The 21586-nt window shown below is 60.6% G+C and carries 20 protein-coding genes and 1 tRNA gene; 9 read left to right on the top strand and 12 right to left on the bottom strand.

Annotated elements, in window-relative coordinates; genetic code table 11:
- Positions 1-12: 12 nt before the first annotated feature.
- The 3 genes from VJU77_16495 to VJU77_16485 form a co-directional block, all read right to left on the bottom strand.
- Positions 13-1068 (bottom strand): glycosyltransferase family 2 protein, encoded by a 1056-nt coding sequence (locus VJU77_16495; GenBank protein ID HKP04953.1) that lies wholly within the window; start codon positions 1066-1068, stop codon positions 13-15.
- Positions 1069-1086: 18 nt separating this feature from the next.
- Positions 1087-2310, bottom strand: a complete 1224-nt coding sequence (locus VJU77_16490) for a hypothetical protein (GenBank protein HKP04952.1) — start codon at positions 2308-2310, stop codon at positions 1087-1089.
- Positions 2311-2547: 237 nt separating this feature from the next.
- On the bottom strand, positions 2548-3879 hold the full coding sequence (locus VJU77_16485) for a hypothetical protein (protein HKP04951.1): 1332 nt from the start codon (positions 3877-3879) through the stop codon (positions 2548-2550).
- Here VJU77_16485 and VJU77_16480 point away from each other — a divergent pair.
- Positions 3878-4192: a hypothetical protein gene (locus VJU77_16480; protein HKP04950.1), complete on the top strand. Its 315-nt coding sequence runs from the start codon at positions 3878-3880 to the stop codon at positions 4190-4192. The two genes, VJU77_16485 and VJU77_16480, sit on opposite strands and share 2 nt — an antisense overlap.
- 262 nt (positions 4193-4454) lie before the next feature.
- Here the strand turns inward: VJU77_16480 and VJU77_16475 are convergent, their stop codons facing one another.
- Positions 4455-5204, bottom strand: coding sequence for a hypothetical protein (locus tag VJU77_16475; GenBank protein HKP04949.1), 750 nt, complete (start codon positions 5202-5204; stop codon positions 4455-4457).
- Positions 5205-5220: 16 nt separating this feature from the next.
- Between VJU77_16475 and VJU77_16470 the strand changes: the two genes are divergently transcribed.
- Positions 5221-5520 (top strand): hypothetical protein, encoded by a 300-nt coding sequence (locus VJU77_16470; GenBank protein HKP04948.1) that lies wholly within the window; start codon positions 5221-5223, stop codon positions 5518-5520.
- 180 nt (positions 5521-5700) lie between these two features.
- Positions 5701-5928 (top strand): hypothetical protein, encoded by a 228-nt coding sequence (locus VJU77_16465; protein HKP04947.1) that lies wholly within the window; start codon positions 5701-5703, stop codon positions 5926-5928.
- 319 nt (positions 5929-6247) lie between these two features.
- Here VJU77_16465 and VJU77_16460 read toward each other — a convergent pair.
- Positions 6248-6319, bottom strand: a tRNA-Gly gene (locus tag VJU77_16460).
- A gap of 147 nt (positions 6320-6466) precedes the next feature.
- On the opposite strand from VJU77_16460, the gene VJU77_16455 reads away from it, so the two are divergent.
- Complete coding sequence (locus VJU77_16455) at positions 6467-7150, top strand: DUF6249 domain-containing protein (GenBank protein ID HKP04946.1); 684 nt, start codon at positions 6467-6469, stop codon at positions 7148-7150.
- Positions 7151-7165: 15 nt separating this feature from the next.
- On the opposite strand, the gene VJU77_16450 is transcribed toward VJU77_16455, so the two are convergent.
- Positions 7166-7543 carry a hypothetical protein gene (locus VJU77_16450; GenBank protein ID HKP04945.1) on the bottom strand — a complete coding sequence of 126 codons (378 nt, stop codon included), beginning with the start codon at positions 7541-7543 and terminating at the stop codon, positions 7166-7168.
- Positions 7544-7697: 154 nt separating this feature from the next.
- Between VJU77_16450 and VJU77_16445 the strand changes: the two genes are divergently transcribed.
- A complete protein-coding gene (locus VJU77_16445) occupies positions 7698-8036 on the top strand; it encodes a hypothetical protein (GenBank protein HKP04944.1) in 339 nt (112 codons plus the stop codon).
- Here VJU77_16445 and VJU77_16440 read toward each other — a convergent pair.
- The 6 genes from VJU77_16440 to nusA form a co-directional block, all read right to left on the bottom strand.
- Positions 8028-8963 (bottom strand): bifunctional riboflavin kinase/FAD synthetase, encoded by a 936-nt coding sequence (locus VJU77_16440; protein HKP04943.1) that lies wholly within the window; start codon positions 8961-8963, stop codon positions 8028-8030. The genes VJU77_16445 and VJU77_16440 overlap by 9 nt on opposite strands.
- Positions 8964-9065: 102 nt before the next feature.
- Positions 9066-9788, bottom strand: coding sequence for a tRNA pseudouridine(55) synthase TruB (gene truB, locus VJU77_16435; GenBank protein ID HKP04942.1), 723 nt, complete (start codon positions 9786-9788; stop codon positions 9066-9068).
- Entirely contained in the window at positions 9766-10746 is a 981-nt protein-coding gene (locus VJU77_16430; protein HKP04941.1) for a bifunctional oligoribonuclease/PAP phosphatase NrnA, read from the bottom strand. Before VJU77_16430 ends, truB begins: the two co-directional genes overlap by 23 nt.
- Positions 10743-11090 (bottom strand): 30S ribosome-binding factor RbfA, encoded by a 348-nt coding sequence (gene rbfA, locus VJU77_16425; GenBank protein ID HKP04940.1) that lies wholly within the window; start codon positions 11088-11090, stop codon positions 10743-10745. Before rbfA ends, VJU77_16430 begins: the two co-directional genes overlap by 4 nt.
- Before the next feature lie 87 nt (positions 11091-11177).
- Entirely contained in the window at positions 11178-13469 is a 2292-nt protein-coding gene (gene infB / locus VJU77_16420; GenBank protein HKP04939.1) for a translation initiation factor IF-2, read from the bottom strand.
- A 52-nt stretch (positions 13470-13521) separates the two neighbouring features.
- Entirely contained in the window at positions 13522-14775 is a 1254-nt protein-coding gene (gene nusA / locus VJU77_16415; protein ID HKP04938.1) for a transcription termination factor NusA, read from the bottom strand.
- Positions 14776-14938: 163 nt separating this feature from the next.
- Here nusA and VJU77_16410 point away from each other — a divergent pair, with 163 nt between their 5' ends.
- The 4 genes from VJU77_16410 to VJU77_16395 all read left to right on the top strand — a co-directional run bounded on the left by VJU77_16410 (position 14939) and on the right by VJU77_16395 (position 21569).
- Positions 14939-16357 (top strand): glycosyltransferase family 39 protein, encoded by a 1419-nt coding sequence (locus VJU77_16410; protein HKP04937.1) that lies wholly within the window; start codon positions 14939-14941, stop codon positions 16355-16357.
- Between the two features lie 233 nt (positions 16358-16590).
- Complete coding sequence (locus tag VJU77_16405; protein ID HKP04936.1) at positions 16591-17079, top strand: MarR family transcriptional regulator; 489 nt, start codon at positions 16591-16593, stop codon at positions 17077-17079.
- Positions 17076-18263 (top strand): efflux RND transporter periplasmic adaptor subunit, encoded by a 1188-nt coding sequence (locus VJU77_16400; GenBank protein HKP04935.1) that lies wholly within the window; start codon positions 17076-17078, stop codon positions 18261-18263. Before VJU77_16405 ends, VJU77_16400 begins: the two co-directional genes overlap by 4 nt.
- A 3-nt stretch (positions 18264-18266) precedes the next feature.
- Complete coding sequence (locus tag VJU77_16395) at positions 18267-21569, top strand: efflux RND transporter permease subunit (protein ID HKP04934.1); 3303 nt, start codon at positions 18267-18269, stop codon at positions 21567-21569.
- Positions 21570-21586 lie beyond the last annotated feature (17 nt).

Genomic DNA, 21586 nt, shown 5'->3' with positions numbered 1-21586 from the left:
AAGTCGCCGCGGTCAAACCGGAGAAAGCGTTCGGGAATTCGAGGGTTGATCCGACACGCTACTCGTTCGGATGGGATTCTCATCTTCAGAGGCAGCCTGCCGGGTGGGGTCCAGGTTTGCGGGAGCGTTCTCTGGAAAACCAAATCGCTCCCAGACGAGATAAAGCGGCCGCTGTTTCACTTCGCCATAAACCCGGCCCACGTATTCGCCGATAATGCCGAGCGAAATCAATTGCACGCCGCCCATGAAAAGAATGGCGACAAAAATGGAGGCCCAGCCGCGAACCCACTGCGAGGGATCGGCGAAAAATCGCAAAAGAACGGCGTAGAGAATTCCAAGGAGCGCGACGCCGATCGCAATAAATCCCATCCAGACCGCGAGGCGGAGCGGCGCAAAGGAAAAGGAAACGATTCCGTCGATCGCAAAGCGAATCATTTTCAAAAGGGGATAGCTGGTCTTGCCGGCAAAACGGACTTCTCGTTTGTAAGGAACGGCGACCTGCCGATAGCCGACCCAGCTCACCATTCCCCGGAGAAAACGGTCCTGTTCCGGCATTCGCAGAAAGGCGTCCACCACCCGGCGGTCCATGAGACGGAAGTCGCCGGTGTCGCTCGGAATGGAAACGCGCGAGATGCGCTGGACCAGCCGGTAAAAGATTTTGGCGCTCAAAATCTTGAACGCCGTCTCACCGGTTCGCTCGGTCCGTTTCGCATAAGCGACGTGATAACCTTCCTGCCAGCGGTCGAGCATTGTCTCGATCAATTCCGGCGGGTCCTGCAAGTCGGCATCCATCACCACCACGGCGTCGCCGGCGGCGTTTTCGAGCCCGGCGGTGGTGGCAATTTGCTGGCCGAAATTGCGCGAGAGACGCAAACCACGCAGACGGGAGTCGGCCATGGCCAGCTCATGGAGGACGCGGGCGGTTTCGTCCCGGCTGCCGTCGTCCACAAAGATGAATTCGCAATCGACCCTGCTCTTGAGGCGCTCGGCTACCTCGGCGAGCCGGCGATGCGTCTCGGGCAGAACGGCCGCTTCGTTATGACACGGGATAACGATCGAAAGTAGCATGGGAAAAAACTGCCGGGCCTAGAACGCCCAGGTGCCGTGGGCGAATTTCATTGCGAAAAGAGCAAGAAGAAGGAGGCAGGTAGCGCTCAAGAGACCTCCGGCGAGCGGCCGGCGCGCGGCGAAGCGGGCGAAAAGAATGAAGATGGGGAAAAGGGTCAGGCAATACCGCGGCACGCTCACAACATAGCTGGTGCTGTTAATCAAAAGCCAGTTCAACGTCATCCAAACCGCATAGGTGGGGCGCAGTTTGATCCAGCACCAGACGGTGCAGAGAAACGAGAAGACGATGAAGACAAACTCGAGGAGCCCTTCCGTGAGATTGAAGTAGGGAATGCGAAGCCAGACATCATGAATCCCCACCCACGGTGAGTTGAATTTCTTATACCAGTTCACCTCCATGATTTTCGAGAACGCGAAGGGATCGCCGGTGACGCTATAGTTGATGAAGAGGTACGTCGCCGTGCCGAGTCCGGCGGCGCCGATCCAAAGCCAGCGCCAGTCGATCCGGCGAGTGGCCCGATATTGCAGGAACGCTTCGACGAACAAAGTCGGGACGAGCAGGAGCCCGTTCACGCGCGTGGCGCAGGCCAGCGCTCCCAGGATTCCGGCGATCGCCCAGGACCGGGTCCGGGCCGCGAGCAGGCACCCGAGCACAAGAGCGAGAAACAGGCTTTCCGAGTAGGCGATGTGCAAAAAGTAGGCGGTCGGAAAAATAAGGAGAAACCACGGGGCCAGGCGCGCGACTTTCTCCGGGTTATCGAATTCGGCTAATCGGCGCAAGAGAAGGGCGGCAGCCACGGCCGCCGCGCCTGAGACCACGAGGGCCGCGCCGAAGTAGCTCTGGCAAACAAGCGCTACCACCCGCACCAGTCCGGGATAGAGGGGATAAAAGACAATCGAGAACCGGCCCTCACCCGTAGCGGTGTAGCCGATCTCGGCCAGTCTCAAATAATGGACGGCATCCCAGCGATTCCAGAGAGTTGCCCAGGTCTCATATTGATCGAAGAGGACGCCGACGCTCAAAACGGCCAGGAGCAGAACGAGGCCTTTGAGCGCGAGAACCAGAAACACCGTCCCGGCGTCGGCCGCAGACCAGCCCAGGCGAGGGCCTGGAGGCTCTGGAATTCTTTCTTTGGCGACGGTCGTTTCCGTGGAATCCGGGACGGTCGGCTCGGGCGCGACCGCCTCCAGGTCCAAGGTCTGTTCGGTTTCGCGGACAGTAGAGAATGTTGGTGTGTTCAAAGGTTCCAAGCCGGCCTTTCCAGGGAATTGCACGGGATTTCCTAACCGAACAAAACCCGCGATCTTCCGGGTGTTACACCCTGACTGAATCGCAGGAGCTAGACAAGTTGCGCGCGCGGCGCGCCATCATTCCGATCAGCCCCGCGGAAGTTTGCGGGGCTCGTCCACTTCACCGCCCGCCCCGCGGAGCAGGGCCGCGGTGCGGGTCGGTGAGTGGAGCAATGCCATTGGTTTCGGTTATTGGATGGAGTAAACCTCGATCAATCCGATTCCAGTGCCGCCGTCCTGGCCGCCGACGACCGCCGTGTATTGCCCTGGTGGCAACATCATCACGATCGCGGCTTCAGCCGAGTTTTGCGGCGCGAGATTGAGCGCCTGTAACTGGGCGGCCTGGCTTGGATCATCCTGCCAGTTGTTATTCAAGCCCACCAATTGCCCGTTGCTGTCGAACAGGCTCAGGCTTGGATTGCCAAGGGGATTGCCGATGCCAGCTTGCCCCAGCGTTGGCCCAATCGCGCGGACCACCACTTTAGCGGGATTGATGCTGGTGCCACCCAGGATGAAACCGCCGATCATCACGTTTTCCGCGGTCTGGACGGATCCACGGGTGCTGATGTTGGCCAGTTTCGAATTGTTCGTCGAGGTGAGGTCGTAGATTTCGACCAGGCCGACGCCGTTGTTGCCGTTCGCGGACGAGACGGCCGCGGTGTAAGCGCCCGGCGCGAGTGTGGCAATGACGGCTGCTTCGCGAGGATCTGAAGGCTGGAGACCGGTCTGCTCGATTTCGGTTTGCTGGGTGTCCTGCCAGTTGTCATTGACCGCCAGCGGCGAACCGTTGGCGCTGAAAAGGCGCAGAACGGGATCGGTCACGGCTCCGGTGACGCCAACGCCAGCCATCGAGGGGCCGATGCCGCGGATAATGACATGCTTGGCATCGTTGCCTGTGATGATGAAGCCGCCGATCATGACGCCTTCGCCGGTTTCCACTCGAACGCGGGTGGAAATGTTGACTGGCTGAGCAGCAGGGCTCGGTGTTGGGGTCGGGCTCGGCGAAGCGCTCGGGCTCGGAGAAGCGCTTGGGCTTGGCGAAGCGCTCGGGCTCGGTGAAGCACTCGGGCTCGGTGAAGCACTCGGGCTCGGTGAAGCGCTCGGGCTCGGCGAAGCGCTCGGGCTCGGCGAAGCACTTGGGCTCGGCGAAGCGCTCGGGCTCGGCGAAGCGCTCGGGCTGGGCGAAGCACTCGGGCTCGGTGAAGCACTCGGGCTCGGCGAAGCGCTCGGGCTCGGCGAAGCACTCGGGCTTGGTGAAGCACTCGGGCTTGGCGATGGGCCAGTGCCGGTCACAACGATCGTGGCCGTGCCACCGCCACGTTGATCCTCGACCTGGTAGGTCCCGCCCACACAGAAAGTGAACGAGAACGACTGTCCCGGATTAATGTCGCCGCTATCAAAGAAGAAATGACCTACATCCCGCACTCGGGCTCTGGAACTACCCGTATTGGTCCAGGTCACCTGCGTTGCCGCTGCAATGGTCAGCGAGCTCGGGTTAAAGGAACCATTGCCGACAGACATGCTGGCGTTAGCGATGGGGCTGCAGCTTGGGAGCGGGCTCGGGCTTGGCGAAGCGCTCGGGCTTGGCGAAGCGCTCGGGCTTGGCGAAGCGCTCGGGCTTGGCGAAGCACTCGGGCTTGGCGAAACGCTTGGGCTGGGCGAAGCACTTGGGCTTGGCGAAGCGCTTGGGCTTGGCGAAGCACTCGGGCTTGGCGAAGCGCTCGGGCTCGGCGAAGCGCTCGGGCTCGGTGAAGGGCTTGGGAGCTGCGCCAGGGCTGAGTTTGCGCCGACGCTCACAGAGAAGAGCAACCCGATGGCGACAATCGCGGATTGAATCCAGCGCGATTGCCCCGGCCGGTTTGTCGACCGCGAACCATCAGTTTGTTCAACGTAATCAGGGTTTGGAATGGTCATATGTTTTGGTTTTTTGGAATGTGGGTTGGATATTAGAGAGAAGTTAATTACGGTCGAATGGTTAAAAGTAACTCAACTGTTACCTTCGGTTTTCCCTGGAGAATTGGGCCTCGCCTCCCCCACCGGCCGCCCCGCGGAGCCTTCCGCGGAGCGGGTCGATGAGTGAAGCAAGTGATTGGTCGTTATCTGATGGAGTAAACCTCGATCAATCCGATTCCGGTGCCGCCATTCTGGCCGCCGACCACCGCCGTGTACTGCCCCGGGGGCAGAATTGCCACGATGGCGGACTCTGCCGCGTTTTGCGGCGCGAGGTTGAGCGACAGCAACTGGTTGGCCTGGTTCGCATCATCCTGCCAGTTGTCGTTCAAGCCCACTAATTGCCCGTTGCTATCGAACAGGCTGAGGCTCGGGTTGCTGAGCGGATTGGTGATTCCAGATTGCCCGAGCGTTGGGCCAATCGCACGGACGACCACCTTGCCGGGATTGAGGTTGGTGCCGCTGAGGATGAAACCGCCGATCATCACGTTTTCCGCCGTCTGGACGGATCCGCGGGTGCTCATGTTGCCCAGTTTTGAATTATTCGTCGAGGTGAGGTCGTAAATTTCGACGAGGCCGACGCCGTTGCTGCCATTCGCGGCGGAAACTGTCGCGGTATAAGCCGCCGGCGCCAGCGTAGCGATGATGGCCGATTCGCGAGGATCGGAAGGCTGGAGACCGGTCTGCTCGATATCAGCCCGCTGGGTGTCCTGCCAGTTGTCGTTTACGGCCAAAGGCGACCCACTCGCGCTGAAGAGGCGCAGGATCGGATCGCTCACGGCACCGTTGACTCCGACACTCGTCATCGAAGGACCGATGCCGCGGATGATAACGCGCTTGGGATCATTGCCGGTGATGATGAAGCCGCCAATCATGACGCCCTCGCCGGTTTCCACTCGGACACGGGTCGAGATGTTAACTGGCTGGGCCGCAGGGCTGGGCATCGGTGTCGGGCTTGGCGAAACGCTTGGGCTCGGGGAGGCACTCGGACTCGGTGAGGCACTCGGACTCGGCGAAGCGCTCGGGCTCGGCGAAGCGCTCGGGCTCGGCGAAGCGCTCGGGCTCGGCGAAGCGCTGGGGCTCGGCGAAGCGCTTGGGCTCGGCGAAGCGCTTGGGCTCGGCGAAGCGCTTGGGCTCGGGCTGGGCGAAGGGCCTGAGCCAGTCACCGTGATAGTGGCCAATCCGCCGCCGCGTGAATTCTCGACGAAGTAGGTGCCGCCGGCGCAGAAAGTGAACGAGAACGACTGTCCGGGATCCAGATCGCCGCTATCAAAGAAGAAATGACCGACATCTCGCAGGCGAATCTTGGAGTTGCCAGCGTTCGTCCAGGTCACCTGAGTCGCGGGATTAATCGTCAGCGAAGGCGGGCTAAAGGTAGCGCCGTTGTATGTCATGCTGGCGTTGGCGATGGGGCTGCAACTCGGGAGAGGGCTCGGGCTCGGCGAAGCGCTGGGGCTCGGCGAAGCGCTGGGGCTTGGCGAAGCGCTTGGGCTTGGCGAAGCGCTTGGGCTCGGCGAAGCGCTTGGGCTCGGCGACGGGCTGGGGCTTGTGCCCTGCGCCAGAGTCACGCTTGCGCCGACGCTGATGAAAATGGCGCCGATGGTCACAATCGCCCAATAGATCCAGAGTGGTGAGCGGCTCGTGAGAGATGTCTGATCAAGTTTTGAGATGTTCATCATGTATTTTCTTGGTTGGTTGTGGGGCGATATATGACGGGATGTAAATACGGTCGAGCGGTGATAAGTAACCCGGTTGTTACTTTCGGTTTCCTGGATTTTGGAGACGGCTCGCCGCAGCGGAGATTTGGAGACGGCTTGCCCACGAGTTTGGAGACGGCCTGCCCACAGGCCGTGGGGGAAAGCGGAGCCACACCTCCCCGGCACGATGGCGTGCCGGCTCCATTGATGGCGTGCCGGCTCCAGAGAGGAATGGGGAGGAGAGCGGGTGACGAGACTCGAACTCGCGACGTCCTCCTTGGCAAGGAGGTGCTCTACCACTGAGCTACACCCGCATTTTAGCGGATGGAATAATGGCCGCCACACCCTGCGATGCAAGGCTTTTGTCTGTGCTCCCTCGACTCGGCCCACGAAGACCGGAGTTTCGAGTCTTTTTTGAATCCAAAAGCCGCCCGGGCTGCATCTCACTACACAGAATGCCTATGAAAACATTGCTCTTAACCTGCCTCTGCTCGATCGCGCTTATCTCGACCCTGCTCGGCCAAGCCCCGTCTCCCTCGGCCTCGGCCACGCCGTTCGCGAGCCCCGCCAGCCCAAGCCCGGCGGTGGTGGCCGGCGCCAACATTTCGCCCTCCGTCGCCGCGAGCGTCGCCCCGGACGAATCCGACGATATCAGCCGCGATGTCGCCAGAAAATTGAAGCGCCATTTCGGTGTGACCATCAACAACCCTTCCAGCGTCACAGTTAAACGCCATCACGACAGTGACGACGACTTCGGGGACGGCGCCCTGATGGCCATCCCAATCATCGGGATCATCTTTACAACCCTTTTTGGCGCGCCTGTCCTGGTGGTGGCGGCGATCATGTTCTTCAGCTACCTGAAGAGCCGGTCCCTCCATCGCACCGTTCGGACGATGGTGGAAAGAGGCCAGGAAGTGCCGGCAGCTCTCTTCGCGCCCCCGCCGGTGGTGCGCGCTCGTTCGGACATGCGCCGCGGGGTGGTGCTCCTCATGATCGGGTTTGGACTCATGATCTTCTTCGGAGCAGTGAACGATTGGGAAGGCGGCGCCTGGGCGCTGGGCATCATTCCGTTCCTGATCGGGGTGGGCTATTTGCTGGTCTGGAAGCTCGAACGTCCTAAAGACAAAGTTCCGCCGTTGCCCTAACATGGGCGCGTGGCGCTAACCGATGCAGACCTCGTCGCCCGCGTTCTTCTTGAGGATGACCACCACGCTTTCGCCGAGCTGGTGCGCAACCACCAGTCGAGCGTCCGGGGTCTGCTCCGCCAGCTCGTCCGCGCCGATGTTTCGCTCGCGGACGATCTTTCGCAGGAAACCTTTCTGCGGGCTTACAAAAACCTTCGCAGCTTTCGCGGGGAAGCCCGTTTTTCGACCTGGCTTTACCGGATCGCCTACAATTGTTTCCGGGAGGAAGCCCGCAAAAGAAAGGAGCTGGTTGGCATCGACGAAGCTCAGTTGGAGGCCGAACATGATCCGCAAACTGTCGATCCAGCTCTCCGCCACGATCTTGCCCACGCTCTCGAATTGCTTCCCGTTCATGAGCGTTCAGCCATCGTATTGTGCTGCCAGAACGGGCTTTCCCACGACGAGGCTTCGCGCGTTCTCGACATTCCGCTCGGCACCGTGAAAACAAATGTGTTGAGGGGACGCGAAAAATTGAAGAAGATGTTGTCGGCGTGGGGTTCTAATTAACATGGACGAGAAAGTTCAGGAAGATTGGCTGGATGCGCGGCTGCGCGATGAAGCGCCGTACCTCGACGATGCCGGCTTCACTTCACAGGTCGTGCAAAAGCTGCCGGCCCGCCATGTCCGCCGCTCCTCTCGCGCCTTGATTCTCCTGGGGCTCACCCTGGCTGCCTGTATCGCGGCCTTCTGGTTTGCCGGCGGAACTTCTTTGGCGTTCGAAGCCTATGCCAACGTTGCGATGATGCCGGTGATGCGGATGCTGGTCTTCGCCGCCGCGATTGGCGTTCTGGTTACCGCCGGCTGTTTGGCCGCGGCCGTCTCGCGTTTGCGCGGACGCTCACGGTAAGATCGCGAACGATTCCCGGGCCTGCTCGACGTCACGCGCAATCTGCGCTTTCAACGACTCGACATCCGCGAACTTCTGTTCCGGCCTGAGATATCTCAGAAAACGAACTTCCATTTCTTCGCCGTAAATCTCGCGGTCGAGATCGAAGAGATGCAATTCGAGAAGGCGCTCTGATTTTTCGCCAGCCACGGTCGGGCGGAACCCAAGGTTCGCCACGCCGCGATGGACCGCGCCGCCCATGCGGGCCTCCGTCACGTACACGCCATTCGGCGGAAACTGCTCGCTGTGCGCGCTCAGATTCGCGGTCGGAAATCCAAGTTTGCGGCCCAGTTGTTCGCCCCGGACCACCGTGCCCAGGATCGTGTATTCCCGCCCGAGCATTTGCGTGGCCTTGACGAGGTTGCCCTCTTCCACCGCTTTCCGGATGGCCGTGCTGCTCACGACTTCGCCGTTCACGCTGACAGCCTGAACGCCGATGACGTTGAATCCCGCCTGTTTCCCCAGTTCTTTCAACAGCTCCAGGTTGCCCGCTCTTCCTTTCCCGAACGACCATTCGTGGCCGACGCAGATTTCGCGCAGCGGTTTCGAATTCTCGACGAGCTGTTGCACGAAATCCTCGGGACTGGTGGCTGCGAACGAGCGATCGAAATGGAGGACGAGCAGATGCCTGACCCCGAGATCGCGGATCAGCGCAATCTTATGCTGCGTCGCGGTGATCAGATGCGGCGCATTGTTCGGCCGGAGAACTTTCACCGGATGCGGATCGAAGGTGACGACGACCGGAGTGCCGTCGGCCTCCTTCGCGTGTTTCGCCGAAGTGGAAATCACGGCCTGGTGGCCAAGGTGGACGCCGTCGAAAACGCCGATCGCGAGGAAAACGGGACCGGGGAGGGTAGCCAGATCGGAGATGGAACGAAGGACCAGCATCGAAAAGTAAGAAGTAAGAATTAAGAAGGATGAATCAAGAACCGGATTTCGCCGGGCGGGATATTTCTAATCCTATTTCCTACTTCTTCCTTCTTACTTTCCTCACGCCCCGCGCATCCGCGAGACTTCGGGCAACGTCAAAATGCGGGAAAGAATATCAACCGGCTCACCGCTCTTCAGCTCTTCCACGGTGATCGCCCCTTCGACGCTGAAGCGCCCCGACTTCGTCCTCCGCAAATCCTTCAGGTGAGCCCCGCAACCGAGGGTTTCGCCGATGTCGTGGGCGTAGGTGCGCACGTAAAAGCCCTTGCTGCAAACCACGCTGAAACCGATCTCGGGCGAAGCGATGCGATCGATCGTGTAGCGATACACATGAACCAAGCGTGGCTCTCGCTCGACCGTCTTTCCCTGGCGCGCCAGTTTGTAGAGCGGGACCCCGCCCTGTTTGATCGCGGAAACCATCGGCGGCATCTGGTAAAAATCGCCGGAGTATTTCTCAAACGCGGCGCGGACCGTCGCGTCATCGAGCGGCGGCACCGGACGTTCCTCCAGGGGAACTCCGGCGCGATCCTGCGTGTCGGTCGTCACTCCGAGAATCATCGTGCCGGAATACTCCTTGTCCTCGCTCATCAGGAGGTCCTGAATTTTCGTTCCCCGGCCGAGGGTGAGGAGAAGCAAACCGGTCGCGATCGGGTCGAGCGTGCCGCAATGCCCCACCTTCTTCATCTGCAAACGCCGCCGGACGATCGCGACGACGTCGTGCGACGTCATCCCCGCCGCTTTGTCCACGAGGAGGACGCCGTCAGGAGTCGCAGTTAATGACATCGCAGATTTCCTTGATAACTTTTTCTTCCGCCTCGGGAAGCGTGCCGCGAACGCGGGTGCCCGCCGCCAGCTTGTGCCCGCCACCGCCGAATTTTTGGCAGATGGCGCCAACATCCACTTCTTCGCTCTTGGAGCGCATGCTCACCCGGACTTTCCCGTCAGCGAGTTCCTCGAAAAAAATCGCCACGATTACTCCCTGGATCGCGCGGATGTGATCGATCAATCCCTCGTTGTCCTCGGGCTTCGCTCCGAGATCGGCCGCGACTTTCAAGCTGAGGCTGAACGTCGCGATTTTGCCGCCGGCTTCGAAACGCATCGTGCCGAGGAGCTCCCGGAGCAGTTCGGTGCGTCGGCGCGGATAACTCTCGTAGAGAAGTTGGCTGACCCGGCCAACGTCCACCCCGCAACCCAGGAGCGCCGCTCCGATCTCAAAGGTGCGCGCCGTCGTGTTCGGATATTGGAACGAGCCGGTGTCGGTGGAAATGGCGACGAAGAGGTTTTCGGCGATGGCGGTGTCGAGCGGCAATCCCTGGCTGGTGATCAGTTCGAAAAGAATTTGTCCGGTGGCCGGCGCGGTGGCGTCGATATAGACCAGGTCTCCGTAACCGGGGTTGCTCGGATGATGATCGATATTGATCCAGGTTTTGGCGCTGCGCACGAGCTCCGTCGACGTTCCCAGGCGGCTCTGCGTGGCGGTGTCGAGGGCGATCGCCACGTCGAAATCCTGCGCTTCACTCAGAGGCGTCTGGAGAAACTCGCCGCCGGGCAGGAAGCTGTATTTCTCCAGGAGTCCATCTTCGTTTCGGACCATCACCTTCTTTCCGAGCTTCGACAGAGAAAGGCCCAGGCCAAGCTGGCTGCCGAGCGCGTCACCATCCGGGCGGACATGGCTGAGGACAGCGAACGTTTGCTGCGAACGCAGGACCGCCCCGATTTCGTCGAAACTCGCTTGCTTCATTCCTTTTCCGGCGTCTCGATTTGCTGCAAAATTTCGAAAACGCGGGCGCCGCGTTCGATGGAATCGTCGAGGTGAAAAACAAGATGAGGCGTGTATTTCAAGGTCACGCTTTTGGCGAGGGCGGCCTGGAGAACGACGCGGTTTTCCTCGAGCTTGGCCATGGCCGCGGCGGCCTCGCCTTTCTTGCCCAGAACGCTGACATACGCGTGGGCGTGTTTCAGGTCCGGAGTGACGTCCACCTGGTTGAGCGTCACGAGGACGTCGTCAAAAGTCATTTCGCGCGTGATGATGCTGCTGAGCTCGCGTTTCAGGAGCTCATTCACGCGGAGTAATCGATGTTTCATGAGGAAAGTTGAGAGTTGAGAGTTTGTAGTTGAGAGTTCGAACGGCCTCCCAGCGGCTCTCAACACTCAACTAAAAACTCTCAACCATCAGAGTTTCTGCGCGATGGCCTCGAGTTGATAGCACTCGATGATGTCGCCCACTTGATATTCGCTAAAGTCGCCCAGCTTGATGCCGCACTCGAGGCCGACGCGAACTTCTTTCACGTCGTCCTGGAAACGGCGAAGAGTGGAAAGCCCGCCGTCGTAAACCGGCTGACGTTTCCGCAGCACGCGCGCCCGCGCCGTGCGGGCGATGCGGCCGTCGGTGACGAGGCAGCCCGCCACGATTCCCTTGCTCAACTTGAAGACCTGCTTCACTTCGGCATGACCGATCACCGTCTCGCGATGTTCCGGATCGAGCAGACCCGCCATCGCTTCCTTCATCTGGTCGATGAGTTCGTAAATGATGCTGTAAAGTTTGACCTGCACGCCTTCGCGTTTGGCCGCGTTCACGGCCATGCTTTCAACCTTGATGTTGAAGCCGACCACGACCGCGTTTGATGCACTGGCCAGGAGAATGTCGGATTCCGAGATCGGCCCCACGCCGGAATGAATGATTTCGAGGTCGATCTTCTTGCTCTCGATTTGCTCCAACGCTCCCGTCAACGCTTCGAGCGAGCCCTGCGCGTCGCACTTCAGGACAATCCGGAGATGCTTCTTGCCATCGGCCGCTTCGAGCAAACTTTCGAGAGTGGCGCGTTGCGGCGCACTAAGTTTGTCGGCGCGCCGGTCGAGGAGACGCTCTTCGCTCAACGTTTTCGCCGACCGTTCCGATTCCATCACCAAAAACTCATCACCCGCCTGGGGAAGACCGCTGAAGCCGAGCACTTTCACCGGAGTGGAAGGACCTGCTTCCTTGATCGGCTTGCCGCGGTCGTCCATGAGCGATTTCACTTTGCCGCCGTAATCGCCGCAGATAAATGGGTCGCCAATTTTCAGGGTCCCCATTTGCACAATCACCGTCGCGGTCGGACCGCGTCCCGGTTCAACCTGCGCTTCAATCACGGTGCCGCGCGGAGTCGCGGTGGGCGACGCTTTCAAATCCTCTACCTCCGCGAGCGCTGACATGTTCTCCAGGAGCTGGTCAATGCCGATGCCCTTCGTCGCTGAAACCGGCACCACGATCGTATCGCCGCCCCAATCTTCCGGAGTCAGCTCGCGGTCCTGGAGCTGTTTTTTTACCCGGTCGATGTTCGCTCCCGGTAAGTCGATCTTGTTGATCGCCACCATGATCTTCACGTGGGGCGCCGCCTTGGCGTGGCTGATCGCCTCCAGAGTTTGCGGCATCAGGCCGTCATCGGCCGCCACGACAATCACGACGATGTCGGTGACATGCGCTCCCCGGGCCCGCATCGCGGTGAACGCGGCGTGGCCCGGAGTGTCGAGAAAAGTAATCCGCGTCCCCTTGTAATCGACGGTGTAGGCGCCGATGTGCTGCGTAATTCCGCCCGCTTCCCCGGCGGCGACGCGCGTCTTGCGGATGGCGTCCATCAATGAGGTTTTGCCGTGATCGACGTGGCCCATGAAGGTAATGATCGGGCCGCGGGTCTTGAGTTCTTCTTCCTTCTCGATCACCGGCGGCGGGGGTGCGACCACCACCTGTTCTACCTTGTGAACGCCGCCCCCTTTTTCCCGGCGTTCCATTTCGAAAACGAACCCGTGCTTTTGGCAAATCTGGGTGGCGATGTCCGGCTCGATCGTCTGGTTGATATTGACGAAAATGTTGAAGTCGGTCATCAGCTCCTTGATCAGCTGAAACGGCTTCACACCGAGTTGCGTCGCCAATTCCTTGACGATGATCGGCGGCTTGATGTGAATGATCTTTTGCTCGACCTCGGGCTCGGCTGCGCTCGTCTCGGTTGGAGCGGCCTCGGCTGCCGGCTCGGGCGGCGGAGGTGGCGGTGCTGCCGGCTTTGGTGGAGCAACCGGCTCGGGCGTCCGAATCCGGGAAATGGGAGGGAGGAACGATTTGGTGGCCCCGCCCTCGGCCCGCTTGGGCCGCGGCTTCTTTTCGTCGATCAACGACACCGTCTCCATCACCTGTTTCGGCGCTTTCGGGGCCTCAGGCGTTTTCGGCTCGGTCGTTACCTTGGCTGGTGCCGCAGCGGGCTTTCGCGCTGGTTCGGATGGCTTGGCCGGCGCTTGAGTGGAGGCCTTTGGCTTGGCCGGCGCCGCTGCCTCTTCCTTGGCGCTCTTGGTTTCCTTGCGCTTGGGCTCAGGCGCCGGGGGCGACGAGACGGCGGCCTTGACCGGTCCGCCACGGGACGGACCCGCCGGGGCGGGTTTGCGTGCGGTCGTGGCCTTCCGCGCTGTGGTCTTGGTCGTCGCTTTCGTTGGCATTTAGGCTCCTGGAAAAAAAATTATTCATGGCCGGCTGGTTAGGCGGACCAATTTATTGCGCGGCCGGGGTCTCCTGGTGAACGGCCTCATGAATTTCACGCGCCTTCTCCGCATCCACGGAAAGAATATCGACCAGGTCCTCGACCGCCGCGTCCCGCAATCCCTCGAGGTTAGTGAAACCTGATTTAACGAGAGTGAGCGCCTGCTCCTGGGTAATCGGCAGCCCGGCCGCGAGCGTTTGGGCCGCCTGCGCGACCTTTTGCTCGACCTGATGCGTCGCCGTCGTGTCGCGGTCGATATTGATTTCCCAGCCGGTCAGGCGCGAGGTTAACCGCGCGTTCTGGCCTTTCTTTCCGATCGCGAGCGAAAGCTGATCTTCATCGACGGAAATCTGGACGCTCTTCTTCTCCGGATCGAAGACGAGGTTCTTCACCTTGGCCGGCTTGAGCGCTTCGAGGACGAATTCCTTCGGATCGGAGCTCCACCGGATGATGTCGACCTTCTCGTTGTTCAATTCCCGGACGATGTTCTTGACCCGGGACCCGCGCATTCCCACGCAGGCGCCGACCGGATCGACCTTTTCGTTCGCGCTCATCACCGCGATCTTGGTGCGGTAACCCGCTTCACGGGCGATGCCGCGGATCTCGACCGTGCCGTCGTTGATTTCGCTCACTTCCAGCTCGAACAGGCGCCGCACAAAATTTGGGTGGCTTCGCGAAACGATGATCTCCGGGCCGCGGATGCCGTTCTCGACCGCCACCACATAGGCGCGGAGGCGATCGCCGACGTTGTAATCTTCCACCACCACGCGTTCCCGCTGCGGCATGATCGCTTCGAACTTCCCGAGATCGAGAATCACGTCGGAGCGATCGAAACGGCGGACCGTTCCGCTCACGATTTCGCCGGCGCGATCCTTGAACTCCTCGTAAATCATTTCCTTCTCGACCTGCCGAATGCGCTGCATCATCGCCTGCTTGGCGGTCTGGGCCGCGATCCGTCCGAAATTCTTCGGGGTCACTTCCACTTCCACCTCTCCGCCCACGGCGGCGTTTGGGTCGAGCCGCTGCGCCTTGGCCAGGGAAATTTCGTCCGCGGGGTTTGTTACGTTGTCGACCACGAGCAGCTTCGCCAGGGCGCGGATCTCACCGGTCTTGGGATTGATGTCGATGCGCAGGTCGCGCGAGGCGCTCACGCTCTTTTTGGAGGCCGAGAGAAGGGCATTGGAAACGGCCTCGAGCAGGATCTCGCGCTTGATCCCGCGCTCGCGCTCCAGGTAATCCAGCATGGCAATAAACTCGGCGTTCATAAATGCATTAGCCCGCAGACTAAAAAGAGTGGGACACCAGCTCCCACTCCCTCAGCGCGGACTAGGCGCTCAACCTAATTTTTGAGGGGCCTTTCGTCAAGGGAGGAATCCGGCGCTCTGCCATTGGACGTTGGGCGTTGGACGTTGGACGTTGGACGTTACGATGTCCCGCACGGCCGCGTTCGTTTTGGTACTTCTTTGCTGGGCAGCGATTTACCTGCCCGGGCTCGGGTCGTTGGAGATCAAGGGCGAAGAGGGCCGGCGCATCCTTCCCGCGGTAACTATGATCGAATCGGGGAACTACCTCGTTCCGCAGGTCGGCAGCGAGCCCTACTTCCGCAAACCGCCTCTCGTGAACTGGCTGGTCGCGGCCTCCTTCAAACTTACCGGCGTTCGCAATGAATGGACGGCCCGGCTGCCATCCGTCCTCTGTGTCCTGGTTGTCGCGCTGGCGTTCCTCACGGTCGCGCGTCGCAGCCTCGGTCCGAACGGCTCGCTCTTCGGCGCGCTTATTTGGCTGGTGAACTTCGGGATAATCGAAAAGGGCCGGCTCATCGAGATTGAAGCGCTTTACGTTTCGCTTTTCGGACTGGCGCTTGTCTGCTGGCTCAGTTGGTGGCAGCAACGTCGATCGTTATGGCTCACCTGGACGGTGCCCTGGATTTTTCTCGGGCTCGGCTTGCTCGCGAAAGGGCCGCTCCACCTGCTGTTTTTCTACGCGGTCGTCATCGCCGTTCTCTACCGCGCTGGGGAGCTGCGGAAACTACTGACGCCGGCGCATTTTCTCGGGCTCCTCATCATGACGGGAATCTTAGCCGCATGGGCGGTCCCGTATTGGCAGATGATGCGCGGCTCTGACGTCGCCGGAAACTGGTCGGCGCAATTGACCGGGCGTTTCACTGGCGATGATTTCAAGCTTGGAAGCTGGCTCCTGAACATTCCCCGTGGTCTCGCCTATTTTCTTCCGTGGACCTTGCTCCTGCCACTGGTCGGTAAAACCAAATGGGGGAGGGACGAGGATCGAAGCCTGGCGCACGGACTCGCCTGGGGTGCGGCGGTGCCGTTCCTTCTCGTCAACTTGTTGCCGGGAGCGTTGCCACGCTATTCGATGCCTGCGCTGGTTCCCGCCTGCTGGCTCATGGCCATGATCCTGGCCGCGCCGGAGGTGCAATGGCGCGGAAAAATTCTGACGGAACAGCGGCGCCGCCGGTGGGTAGTTTCGATGGCCATCGCCGCCGGAATCCTGTTGTGCCTCTATGCCGTGGCGGTCGTGCCGCAGCTGCAACGGCGGGCAAAAGTGAAACCGATCGCGGCCAAGATCGATCGTCGCGTGCCGGAAGGAGAGTTGCTCTATGCGCTCGATCCGGATTACCAGCCGTTCCTGTTTTATCTGCGCACTCGCGTGGTTTACGTGAACCGGCTGGAGGAAGTGCCGGCGAACGCCCGCTATTTGTTGCTCCAACCGGAGCGGGAACGCGAGGTGTTGGAGAGCCAGCGCTGGTTGCCGTTGCGCGTCCAGGCGATCGAACGCATCACCGATTACCGGAACCACACGATCGTTTTGGCGAAGGTAGGCGAGTAAATGGAGACGGCACGCCTTCGTGCCGTGATAGGGAAGCCTGGCGTTTTCAAACAGCCAATGGAGCCGGCGCGCCCGCTCATTGGAGCCGGCTCGCCTTCGAGCCGGGGAGGGGCAGCGTCGCCTCATCCAACGGCACGAAGGCGTGCCGTCTCCATTGTCGATGGCGAGCCGTCTCCAACGTCCGTTTGACAACCGCGGGAAATCCGTTTTCGTTAGCATGCTAACTATTCGTTATGCCGCCGCCCAATATCAGTGAACTCGGTCTCGTGCTCTTCGGCACCGCCCGGGCCTGGCGCACCAGGCTCGATCGGCGCCTGCGCCCGCTCGGCTTGAGCCAGGGCAAATGGCGAACCCTCATTCATCTCTCCCAGGGCGGGAATAAGCTCACCCAAAAGGAAATCGCGGAACGAATGGGAATTGAAGGCGCGACTCTCGCCGGTTTGCTCGACCGCCTGGAAAATGACGGCTGGGTCGAACGCCGCGGCTCGGAGGAAGATCGCCGCTGCAAAACCGTCCACCTGCAACGCCGTTCCAAGGCGGTCCTGGACAAGATTTTCAATACCGCCCACGATTTGCGGGCCGAACTGATCGAAAATATTCCGAAGCCTGATCTCGAGACCTGTATTAGAGTGCTCTCGAAAATCAGGGACAAGGCGGAACGGCCCGCGAATGGCGCGCGCAATGGTCACTCCGGCCTGACGAAACGAAACAGCTTGTCATGACGACCTTGGCCAAAGGCAATCTTCTCGCGCGCGACGCCGTGGGCAAACTCGAGCATCGTTTTGGCCGCCGGAAACTCTACTGGGGTGGGGGCTTCATCCTCCTGGTGGCGTTGCTCCTGACGGTGCGAACGGTTGCCAACCGGCCAAAACAAAAGCAGCCACCCGGGCCCCGCGTGGTGACGACGGCGAAAGTCATCACTCAGGACGTGCCGCTCTACCTGGACGAAATCGGCAGCACGGCCGCTTACGAAACGGTGCAGATCCAGGCCCAGGTCAGCGGACAAATTGTTTCCCGCGAATTCAAGGACGGCGCCGACGTGAAGAAGGGCGACCTCCTTTTCCTGATCGATCCGAAACCTTACGAAGCCGCGCTCGCCTCCGCGCAGGCTGACCTGGCGTTGAGTCAGGCGACGTTCAAACGCCAGGAGGAGCTGAAAGCAAAGAACGTTACCGCCAGCCAGGAATGGGACACGGCCCAGGCCAATGCGCGCCGATCCGAAGCCGCGGTCGCAGCGGCGCAGGTGAATCTCGACCGTTGCTACATCAAATCGCCGATCGATGGCCGCGCCGGTCTGCGCAACGTCGACATCGGGAATGTCGTCGGGCCGGGTGGGACAACGCCGCTGCTCACGATCATGGGTATGGACCCGATCTACACCGACTTCACGGTCGCGGAGCCGGACCTGCCACTCGTTAGGCGATATCTCAATAATCCGAATCTCAAAGTCGTGACGGACGCCGAGGAGGACAACATCGAACCGCGTGCCGGCACTCTCTACTTTATAGATAACGCGGTTCAAGCCGGCGCTGGGACCGTGAAACTTCGCGGCGTGACTCCGAACCCCGACCGCGCCCTCTGGCCTTCGCAGTTCGTGAAAGTGCGTTTGATTCTCGACGTCTTGAAAGACGCCAAGCTCATCCCGAGCACGGCCGTCCAGATCGGGCAGAACGGCCCCTATGTTTTCGTCGTGAAACCGGATTCGACCCTGGAGCTGCGGCAGGTGAAACCGGGTCAGCGGCAGAGCGACCTCACTGTCATCACCGACGGCGTGCAGATGGGGGAGATGGTCGTCACCTCCGGGCAGCTTCAGTTGTCGCCCGGGATGAAGGTAAATCCGCGTCCCGATGAATCGAATAGCGGCGAAAAACCGGCGGGTTCATCGGCCGGGAGCGCGGGTCACTAGGCCATGAGCGATTACGACGAGGGCACCGCGCCGCCGGGCGAACCCGGCGAGCACCGCGACGGCGTGCCGGGCGAGAAAACGCCAGGCGGCAAGCTCGTCCAATTTTCCTCGGGCCTTTCCAAGCCCTTCATCCAACGCCCGGTCATGACGATGCTGCTGACGGCGTCGCTGATCGTCTTCGGCATCCTGACTTTCCGGCAGCTGGCGGTCAATGACCTGCCGGCCGTCGATTATCCCGTCATCTCCGTTTCCGCGAGTTATCCGGGAGCAAACCCCGAGACGATGGCGAACACGATCGCGACGCCGCTCGAGAAACAATTCACCCAGATTCCCGGCCTGACGCTGACCACCAGCTCCAGCACGCAGGGGTCGACCAACATCACCCTCCAGTTCGATCTCGATAAGAGCATCATCGACGCCTCGACCGATGTGCAGGCCGCCATCCAGCGCGCCAGCGGGCAGTTACCTAACGACCTGCCCAGCCCGCCTCGGTTTGAAAAATCGAACCCGAACGATTCGCCGGTCATGTATATCGCGCTGACCAGCGATACGCTGAGTGACGGCGACCTTTACAAATACGCGACCTCTCAGGTCCAGCAGCGGATCAACATCCTGCCCGGCGTCTCACAGGTCCAGATTTTCGGCGTCAAGAGCGCGATCCGCATCAAGGTCGATCCTTCGGCGCTCGCCTCCCGCAACATCACGCTCGACGAACTCTCCACCGCGGTCCGCTCCGGCACCTCGTATTCCGGCGCCGGACAATTCGACGGAAAAAACACCTCGCTGGTTCTGCGCCCCAACGGCCAGATCTCCGATGCGGAGGGCTACCGAAATCTCATCATCGCTCGCGGCAAAGACGGAGCGCCGGTCTATTTGCGCGATGTCGCGAACGTAGTCGACAGCGTTCAGGACGAGCGCCTTTCTCGTAAATTTTTTGCGCGCGGCTTTAACCCACCGGCGTCCACGATTGTCCTCGCGGTTTCACGCCAGGCCGGGGCGAATGCGGTGGAGGTCGCGCGTTCCATCAATGGCCTCGTGCCGCAAATGCGCCTCGAGCTGCCGGGATCGATCAACCTGATCCCGACTTTCGACCGCTCGCTCAGTATCGTCCATTCGGTCTCCGATGTGCAGGCGACGCTTTTCATCGCGTTCATTCTCGTGGTCCTGGTGATCTTCGTCTTTCTGGGCCGCGTGCGGGACACGCTCATCCCGGTCGTAGCTCTGCCCTTGTCCATCCTGCTGACGTTCCTCGTCATGTGGGCGCTCAACTATTCGATTAACAACCTCACCCTGATGGCGCTCACCCTTGCCATCGGCTTCCTCGTGGATGACGCGATCGTGTTCCTGGAAAACGTCGTCCGCCGGGCGGAACACGGGGAATCGATCTACCGCGCGACGCTCAATAGCGCCGGCGAAATCTCTTTCACGATTCTATCCATGACGCTTTCCCTGGCGGCGGTCTTCATTCCGCTTGCCTTCATGCCGGGATTGCTCGGGCGAATCTTTCGCGAGTTTGCGATCACGATCATCGTGGCGATTTTCGCGTCGGGTCTGGTTTCGCTCACGCTGACGCCTCTCATGTGCGCGCGGCTTCTGCGCGAGCATCACGCCGGTGAGCGCAAGACCTGGATGGAGCGTTTCACCGACAGTTTCTTCCAGCCGATCCGCGCCTTTTATAGCCGGTCGCTTGACTGGTTTCTTGATCACGGCTGGCTGGCGGTGCCAATCCTCATCGCCTGCGGCGTCGGCGTCTGGTTCTTCTTTTCTTCCCTGCCGTTCACGCTTTTGCCGACCGGAGACAGCGGCGTAATTCGCGGCGCTTTGCTCATGCAGGAAGGCGCCTCGCCCCAGCAACAGCGCGCCATGCAGGAAAAACTCGATCCGATTCTTCAGGCGAATCCCGCCGTGGATAAATACTTCACCATCGCCGGCAGCGGACGCGCCGGGTCCTCCGGGATTTTTTGCGTTCTGTTTTTGAAGGACGCCAAGGAGCGGAAACCGATCGAAGAAGTGGCGATGGAACTGCGCCAAACCCTCAACCAGATCCCGGGCATTTTTCCGACCCTGAATCCGGGGCCGGTTCTCCAGATCAACATCGGCGCGAGCGGCAGCCAATTCGGACGCTACAGTTACACGATCAGCGGGATCGACCCGGACGAGGTTTACGCCGCGGCCGATAAGCTCGGCGAGAAGTTGAAGAGCTACGAGGGTTTTGCCGCGCCGCCGCGGTCGAACCTGTTTCGCAACCAGCCGAACCTCGATATCAACGTCGATCGCGACCGGGCCAGCATGTATGGCGTTTCCATCACCAAACTCCAGGGATTGCTGCGCGCCGCTTATTCCCAAAACTACGTCTATCTGGTCAAGCAGCCGGACGACCAATACCAGGTCATCCTCGAAGTGGACGACGCCGATCGGTCGAAGCCGGAAGATTTACGCCAGCTCTACATCCGCCCCGAGGGCAAGGACACCCTCATCCCGATCCGGACGCTGACGAAGTCGACGACGAATCTTGGCCTGCAGGCGGTCAATCACCTCAATCAATTTACCAGCGTCACTTTCGGATTCGATACCAAGCCCGACGCGCCGCTCGGCGACGTGACCAATTTCATCGAGAAAACCGCGGCCGAAGTCCTCCCGCCGACGGTAAAGGGCGAGATGCAGGGCGAAGGCCTTGTCCTGCAACAGCTCTTCAAAGCGTTGCCCTTTCTCGTCCTCGCGGCGGTCTTTGTCATGTACGTCATCCTCGGAATTCTTTACGAGAGTTACGTTCATCCGGTCACCGTGCTCTCGACCCTCTTCCCGGCGGTCGTGGGCGGTCTGCTTACTCTCTGGCTCTTCAATTCAACGCTCTCGCTTTATTCCGTGATCGGTTTGTTCCTGCTCATGGGCATCGTGAAAAAGAACGGCATCATGATCGTCGATTTCGCACTGCATCGGATCGATGAAGGCTACGATTTTCGGACCGCCATTCACGAAGCGAGCGTCGAACGTTTCCGCCCCATCATCATGACAACGCTGGCCGCGTTAATGGGCGCGGTCCCGCTAGCGCTCGGCTACGGCGCCGACGGATCATCGCGCCGTCCGCTCGGTCTCGTGATTGTTGGAGGCCTGATCGTTTCGCAGCTCATCACTCTTTACATCACGCCCGTGATCTACCTCGCGCTGGAGTGGTTCCAGGAGAACGTTCTCGATCGCGTCCCGTTCCTGCGCAGCGGCCACATGCACCACGAGTCCGACATGGGTGGGGGTTCGTCGCCCGCCGGAGTCGGTGCGAAGGAGTCCGCACCGGCGAGTGCGAGCTAAGTTCTGCGCCAGTCGTC

The organism is Chthoniobacterales bacterium (genome assembly GCA_035274845.1).
Classification (GTDB): Bacteria; Verrucomicrobiota; Verrucomicrobiia; order Chthoniobacterales; family UBA10450; genus AV80.
This window is presented reverse-complemented; position numbering and strand designations above follow the sequence as displayed.

Bases quoted from the DNA above. Each gene is read 5' to 3' on its own strand.
- VJU77_16395 (HKP04934.1), top strand. From the start codon at position 18,267: ATGAGCGATTACGACGAGGGCACCGCGCCGCCGGGCGAACCCGGCGAG.
- VJU77_16485 (HKP04951.1), bottom strand. From the start codon at position 3,879: ATGTCTGTCGGCAATGGTTCCTTTAACCCGAGCTCGCTGACCATTGCA.
- VJU77_16400 (HKP04935.1), top strand. From the start codon at position 17,076: ATGACGACCTTGGCCAAAGGCAATCTTCTCGCGCGCGACGCCGTGGGC.
- VJU77_16450 (HKP04945.1), bottom strand. From the start codon at position 7,543: ATGAACGGGAAGCAATTCGAGAGCGTGGGCAAGATCGTGGCGGAGAGC.
- VJU77_16430 (HKP04941.1), bottom strand. From the start codon at position 10,746: ATGAAGCAAGCGAGTTTCGACGAAATCGGGGCGGTCCTGCGTTCGCAG.
- truB (HKP04942.1), bottom strand. From the start codon at position 9,788: ATGTCATTAACTGCGACTCCTGACGGCGTCCTCCTCGTGGACAAAGCG.
- VJU77_16445 (HKP04944.1), top strand. From the start codon at position 7,698: ATGGACGAGAAAGTTCAGGAAGATTGGCTGGATGCGCGGCTGCGCGAT.
- rbfA (HKP04940.1), bottom strand. From the start codon at position 11,090: ATGAAACATCGATTACTCCGCGTGAATGAGCTCCTGAAACGCGAGCTC.
- VJU77_16455 (HKP04946.1), top strand. From the start codon at position 6,467: ATGAAAACATTGCTCTTAACCTGCCTCTGCTCGATCGCGCTTATCTCG.
- VJU77_16440 (HKP04943.1), bottom strand. From the start codon at position 8,963: ATGCTGGTCCTTCGTTCCATCTCCGATCTGGCTACCCTCCCCGGTCCC.
- VJU77_16480 (HKP04950.1), top strand. From the start codon at position 3,878: ATGCTGGCGTTAGCGATGGGGCTGCAGCTTGGGAGCGGGCTCGGGCTT.
- VJU77_16495 (HKP04953.1), bottom strand. From the start codon at position 1,068: ATGCTACTTTCGATCGTTATCCCGTGTCATAACGAAGCGGCCGTTCTG.
- VJU77_16470 (HKP04948.1), top strand. From the start codon at position 5,221: ATGTTAACTGGCTGGGCCGCAGGGCTGGGCATCGGTGTCGGGCTTGGC.
- VJU77_16410 (HKP04937.1), top strand. From the start codon at position 14,939: ATGTCCCGCACGGCCGCGTTCGTTTTGGTACTTCTTTGCTGGGCAGCG.
- VJU77_16405 (HKP04936.1), top strand. From the start codon at position 16,591: ATGCCGCCGCCCAATATCAGTGAACTCGGTCTCGTGCTCTTCGGCACC.
- VJU77_16465 (HKP04947.1), top strand. From the start codon at position 5,701: ATGCTGGCGTTGGCGATGGGGCTGCAACTCGGGAGAGGGCTCGGGCTC.
- nusA (HKP04938.1), bottom strand. From the start codon at position 14,775: ATGAACGCCGAGTTTATTGCCATGCTGGATTACCTGGAGCGCGAGCGC.
- infB (HKP04939.1), bottom strand. From the start codon at position 13,469: ATGCCAACGAAAGCGACGACCAAGACCACAGCGCGGAAGGCCACGACC.